Source organism: Amycolatopsis sp. NPDC005232 (assembly GCF_040607795.1).
Classification (GTDB): Bacteria; Actinomycetota; Actinomycetes; order Mycobacteriales; family Pseudonocardiaceae; genus Amycolatopsis.
This window is the reverse complement of sequence record NZ_JBEXHL010000039.1, coordinates 58,831-77,566: the sequence shown is the minus strand read 5'-3', so window position 1 is coordinate 77,566 and position 18,736 is coordinate 58,831. Positions and strand designations below refer to the sequence as shown.

General features: G+C 70.8%; 18 protein-coding genes. 7 read left to right on the top strand and 11 right to left on the bottom strand.

Annotated features, from left to right (window positions below; all coding sequences use genetic code 11):
• Positions 1 to 152: 152 nt before the first annotated feature.
• Positions 153 to 629: a helix-turn-helix domain containing protein gene (locus ABZU76_RS43615; RefSeq protein ID WP_354881871.1), complete on the bottom strand. Its 477-nt coding sequence runs from the start codon at positions 627 to 629 to the stop codon at positions 153 to 155.
• 214 nt (positions 630 to 843) lie between these two features.
• Positions 844 to 2,424 (bottom strand): alpha/beta hydrolase, encoded by a 1,581-nt coding sequence (locus ABZU76_RS43610; RefSeq protein WP_354881868.1) that lies wholly within the window; start codon positions 2,422 to 2,424, stop codon positions 844 to 846.
• Between the two features lie 130 nt (positions 2,425 to 2,554).
• Between ABZU76_RS43610 and ABZU76_RS43605 the strand changes: the two genes are divergently transcribed.
• Positions 2,555 to 3,244, top strand: coding sequence for a DNA alkylation repair protein (locus ABZU76_RS43605; RefSeq protein WP_354881866.1), 690 nt, complete (start codon positions 2,555 to 2,557; stop codon positions 3,242 to 3,244).
• Positions 3,245 to 3,819: 575 nt separating this feature from the next.
• Here ABZU76_RS43605 and pheT read toward each other — a convergent pair.
• The 6 genes from pheT to infC form a co-directional block, all read right to left on the bottom strand.
• A complete protein-coding gene (pheT, locus tag ABZU76_RS43600; RefSeq protein ID WP_354881865.1) occupies positions 3,820 to 6,387 on the bottom strand; it encodes a phenylalanine--tRNA ligase subunit beta in 2,568 nt (855 codons plus the stop codon).
• On the bottom strand, positions 6,387 to 7,442 hold the full coding sequence (gene pheS / locus ABZU76_RS43595) for a phenylalanine--tRNA ligase subunit alpha (RefSeq protein WP_354881863.1): 1,056 nt from the start codon (positions 7,440 to 7,442) through the stop codon (positions 6,387 to 6,389). The genes pheT and pheS overlap by 1 nt, the downstream gene beginning before the upstream one ends.
• A gap of 171 nt (positions 7,443 to 7,613) precedes the next feature.
• Positions 7,614 to 8,426 carry an RNA methyltransferase gene (locus ABZU76_RS43590; RefSeq protein WP_354881894.1) on the bottom strand — a complete coding sequence of 271 codons (813 nt, stop codon included), beginning with the start codon at positions 8,424 to 8,426 and terminating at the stop codon, positions 7,614 to 7,616.
• Positions 8,423 to 8,800, bottom strand: coding sequence for a 50S ribosomal protein L20 (rplT, locus tag ABZU76_RS43585; RefSeq protein WP_220241958.1), 378 nt, complete (start codon positions 8,798 to 8,800; stop codon positions 8,423 to 8,425). The genes ABZU76_RS43590 and rplT overlap by 4 nt, the downstream gene beginning before the upstream one ends.
• 67 nt (positions 8,801 to 8,867) lie before the next feature.
• Positions 8,868 to 9,062 carry a 50S ribosomal protein L35 gene (gene rpmI / locus ABZU76_RS43580; protein ID WP_220241959.1) on the bottom strand — a complete coding sequence of 65 codons (195 nt, stop codon included), beginning with the start codon at positions 9,060 to 9,062 and terminating at the stop codon, positions 8,868 to 8,870.
• An 82-nt stretch (positions 9,063 to 9,144) separates the two neighbouring features.
• Positions 9,145 to 9,777: a translation initiation factor IF-3 gene (gene infC, locus ABZU76_RS43575; RefSeq protein WP_220241960.1), complete on the bottom strand. Its 633-nt coding sequence runs from the start codon at positions 9,775 to 9,777 to the stop codon at positions 9,145 to 9,147.
• A gap of 206 nt (positions 9,778 to 9,983) precedes the next feature.
• Here infC and ABZU76_RS43570 point away from each other — a divergent pair, with 206 nt between their 5' ends.
• The 3 genes from ABZU76_RS43570 (at position 9,984) to ABZU76_RS43560 (ending at position 12,129) form a co-directional block, all read left to right on the top strand.
• Entirely contained in the window at positions 9,984 to 10,364 is a 381-nt protein-coding gene (locus tag ABZU76_RS43570; protein ID WP_354881858.1) for a DUF1844 domain-containing protein, read from the top strand.
• Between the two features lie 104 nt (positions 10,365 to 10,468).
• Positions 10,469 to 11,134 carry a GntR family transcriptional regulator gene (locus ABZU76_RS43565; RefSeq protein WP_354881855.1) on the top strand — a complete coding sequence of 222 codons (666 nt, stop codon included), beginning with the start codon at positions 10,469 to 10,471 and terminating at the stop codon, positions 11,132 to 11,134.
• Positions 11,131 to 12,129: a 1-aminocyclopropane-1-carboxylate deaminase gene (locus tag ABZU76_RS43560; RefSeq protein WP_354881852.1), complete on the top strand. Its 999-nt coding sequence runs from the start codon at positions 11,131 to 11,133 to the stop codon at positions 12,127 to 12,129. Before ABZU76_RS43565 ends, ABZU76_RS43560 begins: the two co-directional genes overlap by 4 nt.
• 66 nt (positions 12,130 to 12,195) lie before the next feature.
• Here the strand turns inward: ABZU76_RS43560 and ABZU76_RS43555 are convergent, their stop codons facing one another.
• Genes ABZU76_RS43555 through ABZU76_RS43545 form a run of 3 tightly spaced genes read right to left on the bottom strand, consistent with a single transcriptional unit; the run spans position 12,196 to position 14,308 of the window.
• The gene (locus ABZU76_RS43555) at positions 12,196 to 12,579 is read right to left on the bottom strand and encodes a RidA family protein (protein ID WP_354881849.1); all 384 of its coding nucleotides are present in this window, start codon (positions 12,577 to 12,579) and stop codon (positions 12,196 to 12,198) included.
• A 2-nt stretch (positions 12,580 to 12,581) separates the two neighbouring features.
• The gene (locus tag ABZU76_RS43550; protein WP_354881846.1) at positions 12,582 to 13,337 is read right to left on the bottom strand and encodes an IclR family transcriptional regulator; all 756 of its coding nucleotides are present in this window, start codon (positions 13,335 to 13,337) and stop codon (positions 12,582 to 12,584) included.
• A complete protein-coding gene (locus ABZU76_RS43545; protein WP_354881843.1) occupies positions 13,334 to 14,308 on the bottom strand; it encodes a sugar kinase in 975 nt (324 codons plus the stop codon). The genes ABZU76_RS43550 and ABZU76_RS43545 overlap by 4 nt, the downstream gene beginning before the upstream one ends.
• A gap of 126 nt (positions 14,309 to 14,434) precedes the next feature.
• Between ABZU76_RS43545 and ABZU76_RS43540 the strand changes: the two genes are divergently transcribed.
• The 3 genes from ABZU76_RS43540 to ABZU76_RS43530 are packed head-to-tail and all read left to right on the top strand — an operon-like array spanning position 14,435 to position 18,736.
• The gene (locus ABZU76_RS43540) at positions 14,435 to 15,739 is read left to right on the top strand and encodes an amino acid deaminase (protein WP_354881840.1); all 1,305 of its coding nucleotides are present in this window, start codon (positions 14,435 to 14,437) and stop codon (positions 15,737 to 15,739) included.
• A gap of 13 nt (positions 15,740 to 15,752) precedes the next feature.
• Positions 15,753 to 17,348, top strand: a complete 1,596-nt coding sequence (locus ABZU76_RS43535) for a D-aminoacylase (protein WP_354881837.1) — start codon at positions 15,753 to 15,755, stop codon at positions 17,346 to 17,348.
• Positions 17,345 to 18,736, top strand: a complete 1,392-nt coding sequence (locus tag ABZU76_RS43530; protein WP_354881834.1) for a gluconate:H+ symporter — start codon at positions 17,345 to 17,347, stop codon at positions 18,734 to 18,736. Before ABZU76_RS43535 ends, ABZU76_RS43530 begins: the two co-directional genes overlap by 4 nt.

The following is an 18,736-nucleotide window of genomic DNA, read 5'->3' as shown; positions in this document are numbered from 1 at the left end:
CATGCCGAGCCGGAGCCAGGCCGTCCACCCCGGTCGTCCGGACCGTTGTCGCAGCTCCCGGCATCGCGGCGACCGGACTGTTCGCGCTTCACCCGATCGAGTGGACTCGCCGGGGCCGTGCCCGCGGCCACGAGGGCCGCGGGCACGGCTGCTCATTCCTCCCCCTCGGCGGACTCGCGCAGGCTCGGCGGCGCGGGCAGGTGGTGCCCCGGCCGTTCCGGATCGCAGCCGACGCGCGGCAGGCGCGAGCGGATACCACCCGCCGTGCGCTCGAACCGGCGGGCCAGCTCGGCGACCGTGTCGCCCGCGAGCCACGCGGACTCCAGCTCCGCGTCGAGCTCGGCGCTCCACGGTTTCCCTTGCTGCGCGGGCCGTTCGCCCGATCTTCGGCGCGGCCCGCCCGCGAACGCGTGGAGGCTGCCGGCCAGGAGATCGGCCACCGCGGGGACCACGGTGGTGTCGAGGTCGAGCCTGCCGTGCACGACGGACTCTCCGTCGGGCCCTTCGCCGCCCACGGTGACCGTGACGCGGCGCTGCTCGGCCGTCTCGCCCGGGCGGGCGACGACGACGATCTGATACTGGACGTTTCCGGCCCGGACCTCGGTCCGATGCTCTTCGATGATCGTCATGGCGGCGAAGGTAGCGCCCACCCCCGACAGAATCCGCTCACGGCCCGTGCCCGGGTCGCTGCGCTCCGAAATTGTCGGACCCCTGTCGTAGCGTCCTCAAGCGATCACGAACAGCGAGCGAGGGGGATCGGTGAAGGGGCACGGATCAGTACCGGAGCACAGACAGAGGGTGCCCCGGTCCGGCGGACCGGACCGGGGCACCGGGAGGAAAGGATCAGAAGTGCGACAGCGCGCCCGTTTTGGCCTGGGCCGGAGCTGGTGCCTCGCTCTTCTGCTGCGCGTCCGCCGCCGGGACCGGCGGTGGCACCGGGTCGCAGTGCGCGTCGGAGTGGTTGCCCGAGGTGCGCTTCGGCAGCGCGCCGGTCGCGAGGTAGTCGGCGACCTTGTCGTCCACGCAGGCGACACCGGACAGCGAGCCGGCGTGCGTGGTGCCGCCGGGGGCGCTGATCAGGCTCGACTTCGGGAACAGCTTGCGCACGGCGAGGCTGCCCGCGTACGGCGTCGCCGCGTCGAGCTCCTCGCTGATGAGCAGCACCCCGCCGACCTTGCCGCCGTCGACCTTCACCGGCTTGCCGGCCTTGGCGGGCCAGTCGCGGCAAGGCGCGTTGAACCACGCGTTGCCCCAAGTCTCGAACGGAGCGCGGAAGTAGGTCGTCCAGTTGTCGAGGCGCCAGCGGTTCCAGCCGACCGGCCACTGCACGTCGGTGCACTGGACGGCGCTGTACACGGCGTACCCGTTGTCGTCACCGGGCGGGTTGGAGCCGTCGTAGAGGTTCTTGAGCGTCTGCCAGTCGCCGCGGTGCACCCAGCCGTCGAACGCCTTGGCCAGGTCCTCCCAGCCGAACACGTAGTAGCCGGCCTGCAGGAAGACGTCGGTCCACTCGTCGCCGCCGATCACGCCGCCGGCGGCGGAGCGGTCGAGCTTCTTCTGCTGGTCGTACCAGAGCTTCTCCACCGTCGCCTCGGTCTTGCCGAGGTGGTAGACGCTGTCGTACTTCGCGAGCCAGCCGAAGTAGATCTTGATGTTGCGGTCGAAGGCCACGTCCTGGTCCAGGTTGGCCTCGTACCAGACCTTGCCCGGGTCGACGTTGCCGTCGAGCACCATGCGGCGCACGTTCTTCGGGTACAGCGTGCTGTAGACCTGGCCGAGGTAAGTGCCGTAGGAGAAGCCGTAGTAGTTGATCTGCTTCTCCCCCAGCGCCACGCGGAGGCTGTCCATGTCCTGCGCGACGTCGGTGGTCTTGATGTGGTCGAGGATCGCGCCGTTCTTCGCACACGCCTTCGCGTAGCCCTTGGCCTTGGCGAGCCAGGTGTGCTCGAGCTGCGGCGTCGAAGGCACGTACGGCGGGCGGTCGTAGGAGAAGTAGCCGCCGTCGCACGTCACGGCCGGCTTGCTGGAGCCGACGCCGCGCGGGTCGAAGCCGATCCAGTCGTAGGTCTCGCCTGCGCCGTGCGGTACGTACTGACCGAGCACCGAGAGCCCGAGCCCGGAACCGCCGGGGCCACCGGGGTTGACCAGCATCACGCCCTGGTACTGCGCGGACTTGTGCTTGATCCGCGACACGGCGACCTGCACCTTGGTGCCGGAGGGCGTCGCGTAGTCCATCGGGACCACGAGGAATCCGCACTCGGCACCGGCGTTCTTCAGGCTCGTGGTCTGGCACGGCCCCCAGCTGATCGACGGCGGGGTGTAGCCCGGCTTCGCCGACCCCGGCACAGCTGTGGCCGCCGGCGCGGCGGCCATCGTCCCGACCGCGACACCCGCGGCGGCCAGGACAGCAAGGATTTTCTTCACGGTGGCCCTCTTCGCTCGCGGGTTACCCGAATTGGTCGAAACTACCGACAACCCGGAACAATCTCCTCGCACGACACGAGTTGCGCCAGCCGTCGCCCGCCGGTGGCCGGCGCGGTGGAGGTGACCGCGGATGGGTGTGGACAAGGCGTTGATCTCGGCTGTCCGAACCGGACTCGCCGCCCGAGCGGACCCGGGGAAAGCGCCCGCCATGCAGGCTTACATGAAGTCGGTGATGCCGTATCGCGGGGTGGCCAAACCGGGGCGCGCCGCGCTCATGAAGGAGGTCCTCGCCGCTCACGTTCTGCCCGATCGGGTGAGTTTTTCAACGACCGTGCTGGTCCTGTGGCGCGACGCGGAATTCCGCGAGGAGCGCTACGCGGCGATCGACCTGTCGGGTCACCGCGCGTACCGGCGGTGGCAGGACCCGGACCTGCTCGGCCTCTACGAGGAGCTCATCGTGGACGGTGCGTGGTGGGACTTCGTCGACGAGGTCGCGATCCGCCGCGTCGGGCCGATCCTGCGGGAGTACCGCGCGGAAGTCACGCCGGTGCTGCTGCGCTGGTCCACCGACCCCGACCGCTGGCGGCGCCGCACCTCGGTCATCTGCCAGGTGTCGGCGAAGACGGACGTCGACCGCACCCTCTTGACGACGGCGATCGAAGCCAACAGCGCTGATCCGGATTTCTTTCTGAGGAAGGGCATCGGCTGGGCGTTGCGCGACCACGCGAAAACGGATCCGGACTGGGTTCGCTCCTTTGTGCGCGACCACCCGGGGCTGTCACCACTGTCCACACGGGAGGCTGTGAAGAACCTGACCTGACAGAGATCCACGACCGGACGAAGGGAGCGACCAGGCACGGAGCGAGCAGGAGCCGCCAGGTGCGGCATCAGCAGCCGATGACGGTACGGCGAGTGGGCTGCCGGACCCGCAACCGGGTGAGCTCGGAGGTAGGACGCGCAGCAGCAGTCGTGTGTCGCCGAGCGGAGCGCAAGGCCTGGATGACGCGGGCGATCCCTTGACGGAGGCCGAGAGGACAGCCGCGAACTGGGCCGCTGAGACGGGTACTCAGCGCAGGCACCGGGGCACAGTCGGGTCGCCACTCGCGGCGGACGCCCGGAGCAGCTACCCGGGGCGGACACCCGAGGCCGGTAACTGGGTGGCCGCCTGAGGCAGGTCCAGGGACGGGCACTCGCAGCATCCGGGTCGGCCGCTCGCGGCGAGCACCCGCGGCAGGCGCCCGAGACCGGCGCCGGGGCAGGCACCAGCACCCAGCGCCCGGGGCGGGCACCGGGTGGAGAGCCGACAGCGGAGAAACGGCAGTGGGCCGGAAACTCCGCGGCGAGGCGGTGTTTCCGGCCCACTGGACCGAGATCGGTCAGGTGGTGCTGCGGCGTTCAAGCCCGCAGCGTCGCTCCGAAGCGGTCGCCGGCGGCGGCGACGGCGGCGTCGCGGGCCTTGGTGGCTTCGTCGACCGTCAGGGTGCGGTCCGGGGCCCGGAAGCGGAGCTTGTAGGCCAGGGACTGCTTGCCTTCGCCGATTTGGGTGCCGGTGTAGACGTCGAAGAGCGCGATGTCTTCGAGGAGTTCGCCGGCGCCCGCGCGCAGGACCTCGGCGAGGTCGGCGGACGGGACGTCGGAGCCGGCGACCAGGGCGACGTCGAGCAGCACCGGCGGGTAGGCCGAGACGCTCGGTGCCGGGCGGGAGTCCGGCAGCGGGATGGCGTCGAGGTCGAGCTCCATGGCGACCGTGCGCGGCGGCAGGCCCAGGGCCTCGACGACCTTGGGGTGCAGCTCGCCGGCGTGGCCCACCGGCCAGTCGCCCACGCGCAGCTGGGCGCAGCGGCCCGGGTGCCACGGTGGGAGGTCGGCCGCCTGCACCGTGAGCTCCACGCCGGAGGCCTCGGCCACGAGGCGGGCGGCCTCGACGGCGTCGGCCCAGCCGGCCGGCTCGCCCTTGCCCCACCAACCGGCGCGGCGGCGCAGGCCGGTGAGCACGACGGCGACGTGCACCGGCTGGGCGGGCACGGCGGCTTCCAGCACGGCAAGCTCTTCGTCGCTCGGCCGGTGCTCGACGCCGAGGTCCGGCACCTTCAGCTGGTGCGGCTTCGGCAGCACGACCTGGCCGATGTGGAAGAGCGACACGTCCTTCATGCCGCGGGACACGTTGCGCTGCAGCGTGTCGAGCAGGCCGGGCAGGAGCGTCGTCGACATGCGGTCGTGGTCGGCTTCGAGCGGGTTGCGCACGCGGACGGTCTTGCGGCGCACGTCGTCCTCGGGCAGGCCGAAGGAGTCCCACACCGAGTCGCCCACGAACGGGAAGGGCAGGACCTCGACGTAACCCGCCTCGGCCAGAGCACGGGCGACACCGCGGCGGCGCTTCTGCTCTTCGGTGAGGCCACGGCCCGCGGGCGCCGCAGGCAGAACCGACGGGATGCTCTCGTAGCCCTCGAGCCGCAGCACCTCCTCGACGAGGTCGGCGGGCTGCACGAGGTCGGCGCGCCAGCTCGGCGGGGTCGCGGTGACCGACGAGATGCCCGCGTCGCTGATGCTCACCTGGACCTTGCAGCCGATCTGGGTGAGCCGCCGAACGGTGACGCCGCGCTCGTAGCGCACGCCCGCCACCTGGTCGGGCAGGTTGATCGGCATGGTGACCGGCGCCAGCGGCGCGACGCCGCCCTCGTCGGTGCGGCCGGGCTGGATGGCGCCCTCGCCGTACTGGCGCAGCAGCCTGGCAGCCAGCTCGACCGCGACCGCGCACAGGCCCGGGTCGGTGAAGCGCTCGAAGCGCTTGGCCGCCTCGGAGAACAGCTTGTGGCGCCGCGCCGTGCGGCTGATCGACGCGGGGTTCCAATGCGCCGCCTCGAGGAGCACGTCGGTGCTCTCCGGGGTGATCTCCGTGCCGGCGCCACCCATGGTGCCCGCGAGCGAGATCACGCCGGAGTCGTCGGCGATCACGATGTCGTCGGCGTCGAGCGTGCGCACGACGTCGTCCAAAGTGGTCAGCTTCTCCCCCGCCTTCGCGCGCCGCACCACCAGGTCGCCCTGGATGGCGGTGGTCGCGAACGCGTGGAGCGGGTGCCCGAGTTCGAGCATCACGTAGTTGGTGACGTCGACGGCCAGCGAGATCGACCGGATCCCGGCGAGCATCAGCCGGCGGCGCATCCACCAGGGCGACGGCGCCGTCGCGTCGAGGCCCTTCACGCGGCGCAGCACGAACCGCGGGCAGCCTTCGGGGTCCTCGACCCGCACCGGCCACGCGTCGCCCTCGGCCTCGGGGATGTCGATGTTCGCGGGGTCGCCGAAGGGCACGTCGAGCGCGTTGGACAGCTCGCGCGCGAGGCCGCGGATCGACAGCGCGTAGCCGCGGTCCGGGGTCGGCGTGACCTCGATGACGGTGTCGGACAGACCCAGCAGCTCCTTGGCGTCGTCGCCAGGGCTCGCGGTGCCCGGCGGCAGCACGAGGATGCCGCTGTGGTCTTCGCCGAGGCCCAGCTCCTTGGCGGAGCAGATCATGCCGTCGCTGACCTTGCCGTACGTCTTGCGCGCGGCGATCTCGAAGTCGCCCGGCAGCACGACGCCCGGCAGCGCGACCACGACGAGGTCGCCCTCGGCGAAGTTGCTGGCGCCGCAGACGATGCCGCGGGTCTTGATGCCGTGGGGGCCCTCGTTCTCGATGGGGCCTTCGTCGTCCTCGTCATCGTCCTCATCGGACGCGGCGGTGTCCTCTTCGGACTCCGGCTCCTCGCCGACCTCGACGCGGCAGAACCGCACCGGCTTCTTGAAGCCCGTCAGCTCCTCGATTTCGGCGACGCGCCCGACCACGAGCGGGCCGGTCACGGGGCCGAGCTCGCTCAGCTCGTCGACCTCGATCCCGATCCGAACGAAGGCGTCGGCCAGGTCCTGGGGCGTGACCTCGTCACCCACGTCGAGGTGCTCGGTCAGCCAGCTCACCGGGACTCGCACTACGCCTCCGTTCCGAAGGGAAGGGTGAACCGGACGTCGCCTTCGACCATGTCGCGCATGTCCGGGATGCCGTTGCGGAACTGCAGGGTCCGCTCGATGCCCATGCCGAACGCGAAGCCCGAGTACACCTCGGGATCGACGCCGCACGCGCGCAGCACGTTGGGGTTGACCATGCCGCAGCCGCCCCACTCGACCCAGCCGGGGCCGCCCTTCTTCTCCTCGAACCACACGTCCACCTCGGCGGACGGCTCGGTGAAGGGGAAGAAGTGCGGGCGCAGCCGCGTCTTGGAGCTCTCGCCGAACATCGCGCGCGCGAACGCGTCGAGCGTGCCCTTGAGGTGGGCCATGGTGATGCCCTTGTCCACGGCCAGGCCCTCGACCTGCGTGAACACCGGCGTGTGCGTGGAGTCCAGCTCGTCGGTGCGGTAGGTGCGGCCCGGGCACACGACGTAGACCGGCAGGTCGCGGTGCAGGAGGCTGCGGGCCTGCACCGGCGAGGTGTGCGTGCGCAGCACCAGGCCGGAGTCCTCTTCGCCCACGTAGAACGTGTCCTGCAGCTGACGCGCGGGGTGGTCCTTGCCGAAGTTCAGCGCGTCGAAGTTGAACCACTCAGCCTCGAGCTCGGGGCCTTCGGCGACCTCGTAGCCCATCGCGATGAACGCGTCGGCCACGCGCTCGGACACGGTGCTGATCGGGTGCCGGGCGCCGCGCGGGATCTGGTCCCACGGCAGCGTGACGTCGACGGCCTCTTCGCGCAGCACGTGCTCGTCCCGCTCGGCCTGCAGCACCGCGCGGCGCTCGTCGAACGCGGCCTGGGTGGCCTGGCGGGCCTCGTTGACCCGCTTGCCGGCGTCGGCCTTCTCCTGCTTGGACAGCGCGCCGATGGCCCGGCGCGCGAGCAGCAGCGGTGCCTGGTCCCCGAGGTGCGCCGGCTTGACGGCGGCGAGCGCCTCCAGGTCGGTGGCACCCGCGAAGGCCTCTTCGGCCGCCTTGATCGCCGCACGCAGGGTTTCCGGTGCGAGCACGTCGACCGGCTTGTCTGTGGCTCCGGACATGACTCCTCGGCGTCCGCTGGGACGGGTTGAGCGGCAGCGCACGGGCAGGAAGCCGCACGTGCACATCGGGCAGCCCAGTCTAGGGGATCGGCCACCGGCCCCGGCCGCTCACCCTCCGCTAAGGAGCCCGCCCCCGCACCGGCCGTGATCGGCCGCGCGCGACGGCGCCGGTCAGCGGTGCGCGGCCATCGCGGCCGTGTACACGCAGACAGCGGCCGCCGTGGCCAGGTTGAGGCTTTCGGCTTTGCCGTACAACGGGATGCGGACGGCGGCGTCGGCCGCCGACAGGACGGCCTGGGACAGGCCGTGCGCCTCGTTGCCGAAGATCCACGCGACCGGGTCACCGAACGTGATCTCGTCGAGCGAAGTGTCCGCGTAGCCGTGGGCGGCCAGGGTGCGCAGGCCGGCGGCGCTCAGCGACGTGAACACCGACGGGATGTCGCGCTCGCGGGCCAGCGGGACGTGGAAGGTGCTGCCGGCGGCGGCGCGGACGCTCTTGCCGTTGTGGGGGTCGACGGTGTCGCCCGCGAGGATCACGGCGTCGGCGCCCGCGGCGTCGGCGACGCGGATCACGGTGCCGGCGTTGCCGGGTTCGGCGACGTCCACCAGGACGACCACCAGGCGAGCGCCGGTCAGCACCGTCGAGAGTGGACGGTCGACCAGGGCGCACACGGCCACGAGGCCTTGCGGGGTCACGGTTTCCGACAGGCCGTCGGCGGCGCGGTCGGTGATGAGCGAAACGGCCACACCCGCCGAGGAAGCGGCGGCCATCAACTCGGGGTGCGCGGAAGCCGCGCGTTCCGTGGCGAACAGCTCGAAAACGGTGCCGTGGGCCAAAGCGGCCTCGACGGCGTTGACGCCCTCGGCCAGGAAGCGGCCGGTCTTTTCGCGTTCCGCGCGGCGCGTCAGTTTGCGCGCAGCAACGACCCGGGGGGTCCGTTCGGTGAACGTGACCGCCCCGGGTCGCGGAAAACTGCCGGTCAGGCCGACTTCGCTTCGCCGGTGTTGACGTTCGCCTTGGCGAGCTCGGCGAGCGCCGTGAAGGCGGCGGCGTCGTTGACCGCGAGGTCCGCGAGGATCTTGCGGTCGACCTCGACACCGGCGACCTTGAGGCCCTGGATGAACCGGTTGTAGGTCACGCCGTTGGCCCGAGCGGCCGCGTTGATACGGGTGATCCACAGCTGGCGGAAGTCACCCTTGCGCGCACGGCGGTCGCGGTAGGCGTAGTTGAGCGAGTGAAGCGTCTGCTCCTTGGCCTTGCGGTACAGCCGCGAACGCTGGCCGCGGTAGCCGCTGGCCAGTTCGAGAGTTGCGCGACGCTTCTTCTGGGCGTTGACCGCCCGCTTGACGCGTGCCACTGGTCCATCCTGTCGGTTTCAGGGGGCGCGGAGACCCCGGAGTGATGTGGTGCGAGTACGGGGAGAGTCAGATCCCGAGCAGGCGCTTGACCCGGCCGGCCTCGGTCTTGGAGAGCTCCGTGGTGCCCTCGAGACGGCGGGTGAGGCGGTTGGACTTCTTCTCCATCAGGTGCCGGCGGCCGGCCTTCTGGCGGCGCAGCTTGCCCGTGCCCGTCACGCGGATCCGCTTGGACGTACCGCTGTGCGTCTTCATCTTCGGCATGGTTGTTCTGTCCTCTTCCGTGCGGCGGCACACCGGTCCCCCGGTGTGCCGCTGACTGTGCTGGTCGGCGCTGCGGGAGGCGTTACGCCTCGGGCACCTCGGCCTCGGCCTTGACGGCCTTGGGCTTCACGTTCTTGTGCGGGGCCAGCACCATGATCATGTTGCGACCGTCCTGCTTGGGCGACGATTCGACGAAGCCCAGCTCGGTCACGTCGTCGGCCAGCTTCTGCAGCAGCCGGAAACCGAGCTCCGGCCGGGACTGCTCGCGGCCGCGGAACATGATCGTGACCTTGACCTTGTTGCCTGCCGCCAGGAACCGCGACACGTGACCCTTCTTGGTCTCGTAGTCGTGCTGGTCGATCTTCGGACGCAGCTTCTGTTCCTTGATGACGGTCAACTGCTGGTTGCGGCGGGACTCGCGGGCCTTCTGCGCGCTCTCGTACTTGAACTTGCCGAAGTCCATGAGCTTGCATACGGGCGGGCGGGCCTGAGGCGCGACCTCGACGAGGTCGAGATCGTTCTCCTGTGCCAGCCGCAGCGCATCTTCGATCCGGACGATGCCGACCTGCTCGCCGTTGGGTCCGACGAGCCGGACTTCCGGCACCCGGATACGTTCGTTGATGCGTGTCTCGGAGCTGATGGGGCCTCCTTGGTCCGAGTGACTACTTCTCTTCTCGACCTGGTGCCCACATGACTCAGGCCCCGTCTCCGGCATCGTGCCGGTTCACGGGGCCCGCTCTGTCTCCGATCGCGCCCGATCACGAAGGATCGAACGCTTCGCCGAAATGACAGATGTACCGACATCCACCACTTCGGCGAGACCGGACCCGGACACCTGAGGCGGTGACGCGGGTGGGAGCGGGGCTCCACTTGCCGCCCCCGATTCCTCAGGGGCTGGTCGCTCGTGGAAGGGTACCAGACGTGTCAGAACAACCTTCGCCGCAGCCCCCGTATTCCCCCCAGCAGCCCGCCTATTCCCCGGACGTCCGCGACCTGGAGGACATCCCGAGCGTCGAGGTGATCAGCCGCGCGGCCGTGATGCTGATGTCGGCCGCCGCCGAACGCCTGGGCCTGGCCGACGCCGACCCGGACACCTCGCCCCACCGCGACCTCGACGAGGCGCGCCGGCTCATCACGGCACTGGCCGGGCTCGTCACGTCGTCCGTAGAGTACCTGGGCCTGCACGCCGGCCCGCTTCGCGACGGGTTGCAGTCGTTGCAGAAGGCGTTCCGCGAAGCTTCCGCCGTCCCCGACGCGCCGGGCCAAGGCCCGGGCGAGAAGTACACCGGCCCGGTCTACTGACCGTCGCTTCCGAGGCCCGTCCGCCACCCCGCGGACGGGCCTTCGTCGTCCCAGAGTCCCGAAGGCCTTGTCGAACAGCTCGAAAGACATCTAACATGTTAGATGTGAGTCCGCTTCCCAAAGTCACCCGGCCGCTGCTGCGCGACGAGGCTTACGACCGCATCCGCCAGGCCATCATCGACGGCAGCCTCGCGCCCGGCACCCCGCTGCGCGACGCCGACCTGGCCGAAGAGCTCGGCCTGTCGCGCGCTCCCGTGCGCCAGGCCTTGCTGCGCCTGGCCGGCGACGGGCTCGTCGAGTCCAAGCCGCAGAGCTACACGCGCGTGGCCGCGATCTCGGGCGACGAGGTGCGCGACGCCGTTCAGCTCGTCCGCGCGCTGCACGAGTTCGCCATCCGCCAGGCCCTCCCCCGGCTCGGCATCGAGCAGGTCGCCGCGATGCGCGCGGCCAACGAGCGCTTCGCCGCCGCAGTCGATTCGGGTGACGTCGCCGCGGCGATCGCCGCCGACGACGAACTGCACGACGTGCCGGTACGCGCGTGCGGCAACCGCGCCGTCGCCGCGACGCTCGAGCGCTACACCCCGCTGCTGCGCCGGCTCGAGTACGCGCGCTTCAGCTCTCTTCCCGCGCACCGCTCGATCCGGCGGCACACCGAACTCGTCGACGCGATCGAAGCCAGTGACGCCGAAACCGCCGCCGCCGTCACCTCGACCATCTGGTCCGACCTCGAAGCCACCCTGGAAACCGCCGAAACCCTGGAGATCCCGTGAGCCTCGCCGACTTCCCGCGTTTCCCGCTGATGATCGGCCCGTCGCCGATCCACCGGCTCGACCGCCTTACCGAGCACCTCGGCGGTGCGGCCGTGTGGGCCAAACGCGAAGACCTCAACTCCGGTCTCGCCTACGGCGGCAACAAGACCCGCAAGCTCGAGTACCTCGTGGCCGACGCGCTCGCCCAGGGCGCCGACACGCTCGTCTCCATCGGCGGCGTGCAGTCCAACCACACCCGTCAGGTCGCCGCGGCCGCGGCCCGCGCGGGCCTGAAAGCCGTGCTGGTGCAGGAAAGCTGGGTCGACTGGCACGACCCGCTGCACGACAAGGTCGGCAACATCCAGCTGTCGCGGATCCTGGGCGCCGACGTGCGGCTCGTCGAGGCCGGCTTCGGCATCGGCTTCAAGGAAAGCTGGGAGCAGGTCCTCGCGGAGGTCCAGGACGGCGGCGGGAAGCCGTACGCCATCCCGGCCGGCGCGTCCGACCACCCGCTGGGCGGGCTCGGCTTCGCGGGTTGGGTCGCGGAGCTGGAAGAACAGGAGCGCGAGCTCGGCGTCTTCTTCGACACCGTGGTGGTCTGCTCGGTCACCGGCAGCACTCAGGCCGGGATGGTGGCGGGCGCCGCGCTGAGCGGACGGCCCCGCCGGATCCTCGGGATCGACGCGTCGGCCAAGCCCGCCGAGACGCGCGACCAGATCACCCGCATCGCCAAGAACACCGCGGAGCTCATCGGCGCACCCGGCATCGGCGACGTGCTCCTCGACGAGCGCTACCACGCCGGCGTCTACGGCATCCCCGACGAGTCCACACTGGACGCGATCCGCACGGCGGCGCGACTCGAGGGCATGATCACCGACCCCGTGTACGAGGGGAAGTCCATGGCCGGGCTCATCGATCTCGTCCGCACCGGCGAGATCCCCCGCGAGTCGAACGTGCTCTACGCGCACCTCGGCGGCCAGCCGGCGATCAACGCCTACACGAGCGTGCTGGGCTGACCCGGGAGCCTGGGCCCGCCACCCCGGCGAGCCCAGGCGAACCCGGCGAAACTCAGTGCACCGAACTCAGTCGAGCACGCAGAGCACGTCGATCTCCACGAGGAGACCGGCGGGCAGGCCGACGTAGACCGTGGTGCGGGCCGAGTGCGGGCCGTCGCCGATCAGCTCGTTGTAGACCTCGTTGAACGGCGCGAAGTGGCTCGTGTCGGTGAGGTACACGCGCACCATCACCGCGTCGGCCCAGCCCGAACCGGCCTCGGTGAGCAGGGCCTCGATGTTCTTGAACACCTGCCGCGTCTGCGTCGCGATGTCGTCGCCGACGACCGCGCCGGTCGTGGGGTCGAACGCGACCGTGCCCGCGACCTGCAGGATGTTGCCCTTGCGGACGGCCTGCGAGAACTTCGCCGGCGGCTTCGGCGCGTTCTCGGTCGTGATCGCCGTCTTGCCCATCATTACCCCTTTCCGTTCCCCGTCCATCCACTGTGGACGGAAGCCTCGTCGGTGGCGGCCCTCAGCTCGGGCACGAGCGCGAGCAGGCCGTCGTAGTCCAGCAGCACCTTCGGCACCGACATCGACGCCGCGGCCAGCACCTCGCCGGCCGCACCGCGCACGGGGGCCGCGATGCAGTGGATGAAGTCCTCGTGCTCGGCGTTGTCCACGGCGTAACCGCGTTCGGCGACCTTCTCCAGTTCCGCCAGGTACGCCTCGGGTGAGGTGATCGTGTTCGGCGTGAGCACCACGTAGTCCAGCGATCGCGCGATCTCCTCGCGCCGCGCCCCCGGCATCGCGGCCACGAGAACCTTGCCGACGGCGGTGCAGTGCAGGGGCGCGCGTTTGCCGATGCGCGAGTACATCCTCACGGAGTGGTGGCCCTCGAACTTGTCGATGTAGACGACTTCGCCGTCTTCGTAGGACGCGAGGTGCACGGTGTGCCCGGTGCGGATGTTGAGCGCCGCGAGCGAGTCGTGAGAGCTGCGGCGCACGTCGTAGTCTTCCAGCGCCTGGTTCGCGAGGTCGAACAGCGCGCTGCCGAGGCGGTAGTGGCGGGTTCCCTCGCGGCGCACGAAGTGGTGCGACTCGAGTGTGCGCAACAGCCGCAGCACGGTCGTCTTGTGCACGCCGATCTCCTCGGCGAGCTCGTCCAGCGTCTTCGCGCCGCGGGCGAGCCCGGCCAGCACAGTCAGCGCCCGGTCCAGGCTCTGGCTCACCTCACCACCACGCCCTCTCCCGTCAGGCGGGCCGCGCTCCACTCTTCGGCGTCCGCGCGCAGCAGCGTATCCACCACGGGGGCGGGCAGGGGCACGCCGACGTCGTCGTGGGTCAGCAGGGTCGCGGCGGCCTGCAGGTGCCCGCGGCGCAGCCGGGTCGACGGGTCGGCGCCGCGCAGGGTGGCGGCGAGGAACCCGGCCGCGAACGCGTCGCCCGCACCGACCGGCTCGACCACGTCCACGCGCAGCGCGGGTTCGAACACCGGCGCCGCCTCGCCTTCGACGAGCGTCGCGCCGCGTTCGCCGTGCTTCACCACGAGGGTGCGTGGCCCGGGCAGCAGCTTCCGCAGCCGTGCGGGGTCACCGGTCCCCCACACTCGTTCGGCCTCGTCGTCGCCGGTGAGCACGAGGTCGGCGCGTCCGGCCAGCTCCCCGAGCACGGAGACGTCCTGCCCCAGCGCGGGCCGGTGGTTGACGTCGAACGACACGAGCCGCTCGCCGCGCGGGGCCTCCAGCACCGCGCGCACGAGCGCGAGGCAACTGGCCGACAACGCGGGCGTGATCCCGGACAGGTGCAGCACGCGCACGCCGTCGAGGTGCAGCCGGCTCACGAGGTCCGGTCCGAGCGCCGAGGCGGCCGAACCGGTGCGGTAATAACGCACCGGGCTTCCCTGGGCGCCGCTTTCCTTGACGTACAGGCCCGTCGGACGCACCGGATCGATCTCGACACCGCCCACGTCGACGCCGGCCGAAGCGATCTCCCGCACCAGCGCGCGGCCGAACGGGTCGTCGCCGACCGCGCTCACCCACGCGCTCGGAACACCGAGCGCGGGCAGGTGGCACGCGACATTCGACTCGGCGCCGCCGAAAGTGCGCAGCCAGCTGCGCACCTGTTCGGGTGGGCCGGGTTCGGCCGGCACGAACAGGGCCATCGACTCGCCGATGCAGAGCACCTCGGGCGGGCTGGTCACTGACTTTCTCCCTGTTCCGTCACCCCGTTGACCTGTGGCGAACCGGATGCTACACCTATGTCTCGCATTTTGCGCAACGCCCGTTGCACTATACGCAACCATATTCGGTCCACGAGGTCTGAATCGATGAACAGCTCCGAGCACGCCGCCCTGATCGCCGCCGTCCGCGCCGGCCGGGACGAGAAGATCGACTGGCGCTTCCGCGCGATCGCGCCCGCGCTGGCCGGGCTCACCCTCGACGAGGCCGCGGCCCGGCGCGCGAACCTGTTCGCCGACGGCTTCTTCGGCCCGTTCGTGGTGCTCGACGCCGCGGCGCTGGAGCACAACCTCGCCACCATGGCCGCGTGGTGCGGCGGGCACGGGATCGCGCTCGCGCCGCACGGCAAGACCACGATGGCGCCCGAGCTGTTCGCGCGCCAGCTCGAGCACGGCGCGTGGGGCGTCACCGCCGCCAACGCCGGGCACCTGCGGATCTATCGCGCGTTCGGCGTCTCGCGGATCCTGCTGGCCAACCAGCTCGTGGATCCGGCGGGCCTGCGCTGGGTCGCGGCCGAGCTGGCGGCGGACCCGGCGTTCGAGTTCGTGTGCTGGGCCGACTCCGTGCGGGGCGTCGAGCTGATGACCGAGGCGCTGGCCGGGTCCGCGCGTCCGGTCGACGTGCTCGTCGAACTGGGCGGCGCAGGCGGGCGCACAGGGGTGCGCGACCCCGAAACCGCGCTGGCCGTGGCCGAGGCCATCGCCAAGAGCCCGGTGCTGCGGTTGCGCGGCACCGGCGGTTACGAGGGCGCGCTGTCGCACGACACCGACGACGCCGCCCTGGCCAAGATCAGTTCCTATGTGGACACCCTGCGCGACTCGGCGATCGCGTTCGCGGACAAGGGCCTGCTCGCCGAAGGCCAGGTCTACGTGACGGCCGGCGGCAGCGCGTATTTCGACCGCGTGGCCCAGGAGCTCACGAAACCGTGGCCGGATGGCCTGGACGTGCTGCCGATCCTGCGCAGCGGCGCCTACGTGACTCATGACGACGGCTTCTACCGCGAGATCTCACCGCTCGGCGCGCACCCGCGCCTGACCGGCGTCGCGCCGTTCCACGCCGCGCTGCACGCGTGGGCGCAGGTCACCTCGAAGCCCACTCCCGAGCTGGCGCTGCTCACCGCCGGCAAGCGCGATCTGCCCTACGACGAGGGCATGCCGGAGCCGCAGCTACTGCGCAAGAACGGCGTCAACGCCGAGCTGACCGGCCACGCCGTGACGAAGCTCAACGACCAGCACGCGTTCCTCGCGCTGCCCCCGGATTCGCCCGTCGAGATCGGCGACTGGGTGCGGCTCGGGCTTTCGCACCCGTGCACGACGTTCGACAAGTGGCCGCTGCTGCCGGTGGTGGACACCGACGGCGAGACGGTCGTCGACTTCGTGCGGACGTGGTTCTGATGGATGTGCGCTGATGGACACCGTCTTCCGCGGCGCCCAGGTCGCGGACGGCACCGGCGACCCGCTGGCCCGCCGCGACGTCGGGATCACCGGCGACCGCATCATCGAGGTCGCCGAGCCGGGCTCGCTCACCGGAAAGCGCGTTCTGGACGCCGACGGCCTCGTGCTCGCGCCCGGGTTCATCGACATGCACTCGCACTCCGACCTGCAGCTGCTCACGAACCCGGACCACCTCGCGAAAGTCTCCCAGGGTGTGACCACCGAGGTGCTCGGGCAGGACGGCCTCTCGTACGCGCCGGTCGACGACACCGTGCTCGAAGCCCTGCGCCAGCAGCTCGCCGGCTGGAACGACGACCCGGCCGGCTTCGACTGGAACTGGCGCTCGGTCGGCGAGTACCTCGACCGGCTCGACCGCGGCGTCGCCGTGAACGCCGCCTACCTCGTGCCGCAGGGCACGGTCCGGATGCTCGCCGTCGGCTGGGAGAACCGGCCGGCGACCGACGCCGAGCTCGACCGCATGAAAGAGCTGATCGCGACCGGCCTCGAAGAAGGCGCTTTCGGACTGTCCTCGGGGCTCACCTACACGCCGGGCATGTACGCGGACACGGCCGAGCTCGTCGAGCTGTGCCGCGTGGTCGGCGAGCGCGGCGGCTACTACAGCCCCCATCACCGCAGCTACGGCGCGGGCGCATTGGAGGCCTTCGCCGAGATGGTCGACGTTTCGCGCCGCGCGGACTGCCCGCTGCACCTCGCGCACGCCACGATGAACTTCTCCGTCAACAAGGGCAAAGCGCCGGAGCTGCTGAAGCTGCTGGACGACGCCCTCGACGCCGGCGGAGACATCACCCTCGACACCTACCCATACCTGCCGGGCGCCACCTACCTGTCGGCGCTGCTGCCGAGCTGGGCCACCGAGGGCGGGCTCGACGCGACGCTCGCGCGACTGTCCGATGCGGACACCCGCGAGCGGATCCGCGTCGAGATCGAGGAGACCGGCTCGGACGGCGCGCACGGCGTGCCCATCGACTGGTCCGGCATCGAGATCAACGGCGTGCGCCGGCAGAGCAACGCCGGCCTCGTGGGCCACAGCGTCGCGGAGTCCGCGCGGGCGCAAGGTAAAACGCCCGCCGAGGTGTACTTCGCCACGCTGATCGACGAGCGACTCGGCACCTCGTGCCTGATGCACATCGGCCACGAGGAGAACGTGCGGGCCATCATGCGCCACCGCACGCACACCGGCGGTTCCGACGGCCTGCTCGTCGGCAACCGGCCGCACCCGCGGGCCTGGGGCACGTTCCCCCGTTACCTCGCCCGCTACGTCCGTGAACTGGGCGTGCTCGGGCTGGCCGACTGCGTCGCGCACCTCACCGGGCGCGCGGCGCGGCGGCTGCGGCTCGCCGACCGGGGCCTCGTGCGCCCCGGGTACGCGGCCGACCTGGTGTTGTTCGATCCCGCCACGATCACCGACACCGCCACGTTCGAAAACCCGAGGCAGCCCGCCGAGGGGATCTCCCACGTCTTCGTGAACGGCGTCGCCGCGATCGAGGACACCCACCCCACCGGCGCCCTCGCCGGCCATTCCCTTCGTCACCCCGGGAGGGGCCGATGATCCACTGGCTGCAGACCACGACCGGCGGTCTGCTCACGCTCGCCGCGGTTTCGATCGCCGTCCTGCTCGTGCTCATCATCAAGGTCAAGGTCGAACCGTTCATCGCGCTGATCGTGGTGGGTGTGCTCACCGCGCTGGCCGCCGGGCTGCCGGTGGGCACGCTGGTCGGCACCGCGCAGAAGACGTCGGACTCCTTGCTGGAAAAGGGGTTCGGCAGCATCCTCGGGCACATCACGGCGATCATCGGCCTCGGCACGCTGCTGGGGTCGATCCTCGAACGCTCCGGTGGCGCCCGCGTGCTGACCTCGGCGCTGCTGCGCTCCTTCGGCGAGAAACGCGCGCCGCTCGCGATGGGCCTGTCCGGCCTGATCTTCGGCATCCCAGTGTTCTTCGACATCGGCATCTTCGTGCTGGCACCGCTCGTTTACGCCGCGGCCAAGCAGGGCGGCCGTTCGATCGTGCTGTACGCGATGCCGCTGCTGGCGGGTCTGTCGATCACGCACGCGTTCATCCCGCCGCACCCCGGGCCGGTCGCTGCCGCCGGGCTGCTGCACGTGGACCTCGGCTGGCTCATCCTGATGGGTGCGGTCTGCGGCATCCCCGCGTGGTTCATCGGCGGCATCCTCTACTCGACCTGGATCGGCAAACGCGTGAACGTGCCGCTCGCCGAGGAATTCGCGAAGCTCGCCGGTGACGACGAGGACGAAGCCACAGACCCGCCTTCGCTCGGCCTGGTCAGCGGCATCATCGCGATCCCGCTCGTGCTGATCCTCGTGGGCACGTTCGGCAGCATCGTGCTGCCGAAGAACTCCGCCGCCGCCGGGGTCGCGGCATTCCTGGGCACCCCGGCCATCGCGCTGACGATCGCGACGCTGCTCGCGTCGTGGCTGCTGGGCCGCCGCCGCGGCATGACGGGCGCGGACCTGGCGCAGCTGTCGACGAACGCGCTGCGCCCGGTCGCGATGATCCTGCTGGTGGTGGGGGCGGGCTCATTCTTCGGAGCGGTGCTCTCGGCGACCGGCATCGGCAAAGCCGTGGCCGGCTCACTCGGCGACGCGGGCCTGCCGGTGATCTTCGCGGCGTACATCATCAGCTGCGGCATGCGCATCGCGCAGGGCTCGGCGACGGTCGCGATCGTGACCACGAGCGGCATCGTCGCGCCGACGGTGGTCGAGCTGCACTACTCGCAACCGCAGCTGGCCCTGATCGTGATCGCGATCTCCGCGGGCTCGATCATCGCCTCCCACGTGAACGACGGCGGGTTCTGGATCGTGTCGCGTTACTTCGGTCTTTCCGTGCCCCAGACGCTGAAAACGTGGACCGCACTCGAAACGGTCCTTTCCGTCAGCGGCTTCGTCGTGGCAGCATTGATCATGGCAGTGGTCTGA

Coding starts and splice junctions, on each gene's coding strand:
- ABZU76_RS43615 (WP_354881871.1), bottom strand. CDS start 629: ATGACGATCATCGAAGAGCATCGGACCGAGGTCCGGGCCGGAAACGTC.
- ABZU76_RS43605 (WP_354881866.1), top strand. CDS start 2,555: ATGGGTGTGGACAAGGCGTTGATCTCGGCTGTCCGAACCGGACTCGCC.
- pheS (WP_354881863.1), bottom strand. CDS start 7,442: ATGTCCGGAGCCACAGACAAGCCGGTCGACGTGCTCGCACCGGAAACC.
- rpmI (WP_220241959.1), bottom strand. CDS start 9,062: ATGCCGAAGATGAAGACGCACAGCGGTACGTCCAAGCGGATCCGCGTG.
- infC (WP_220241960.1), bottom strand. CDS start 9,777: ATGCCGGAGACGGGGCCTGAGTCATGTGGGCACCAGGTCGAGAAGAGA.
- ABZU76_RS43555 (WP_354881849.1), bottom strand. CDS start 12,579: ATGGGCAAGACGGCGATCACGACCGAGAACGCGCCGAAGCCGCCGGCG.
- ABZU76_RS43540 (WP_354881840.1), top strand. CDS start 14,435: ATGAACAGCTCCGAGCACGCCGCCCTGATCGCCGCCGTCCGCGCCGGC.
- ABZU76_RS43535 (WP_354881837.1), top strand. CDS start 15,753: ATGGACACCGTCTTCCGCGGCGCCCAGGTCGCGGACGGCACCGGCGAC.
- ABZU76_RS43530 (WP_354881834.1), top strand. CDS start 17,345: ATGATCCACTGGCTGCAGACCACGACCGGCGGTCTGCTCACGCTCGCC.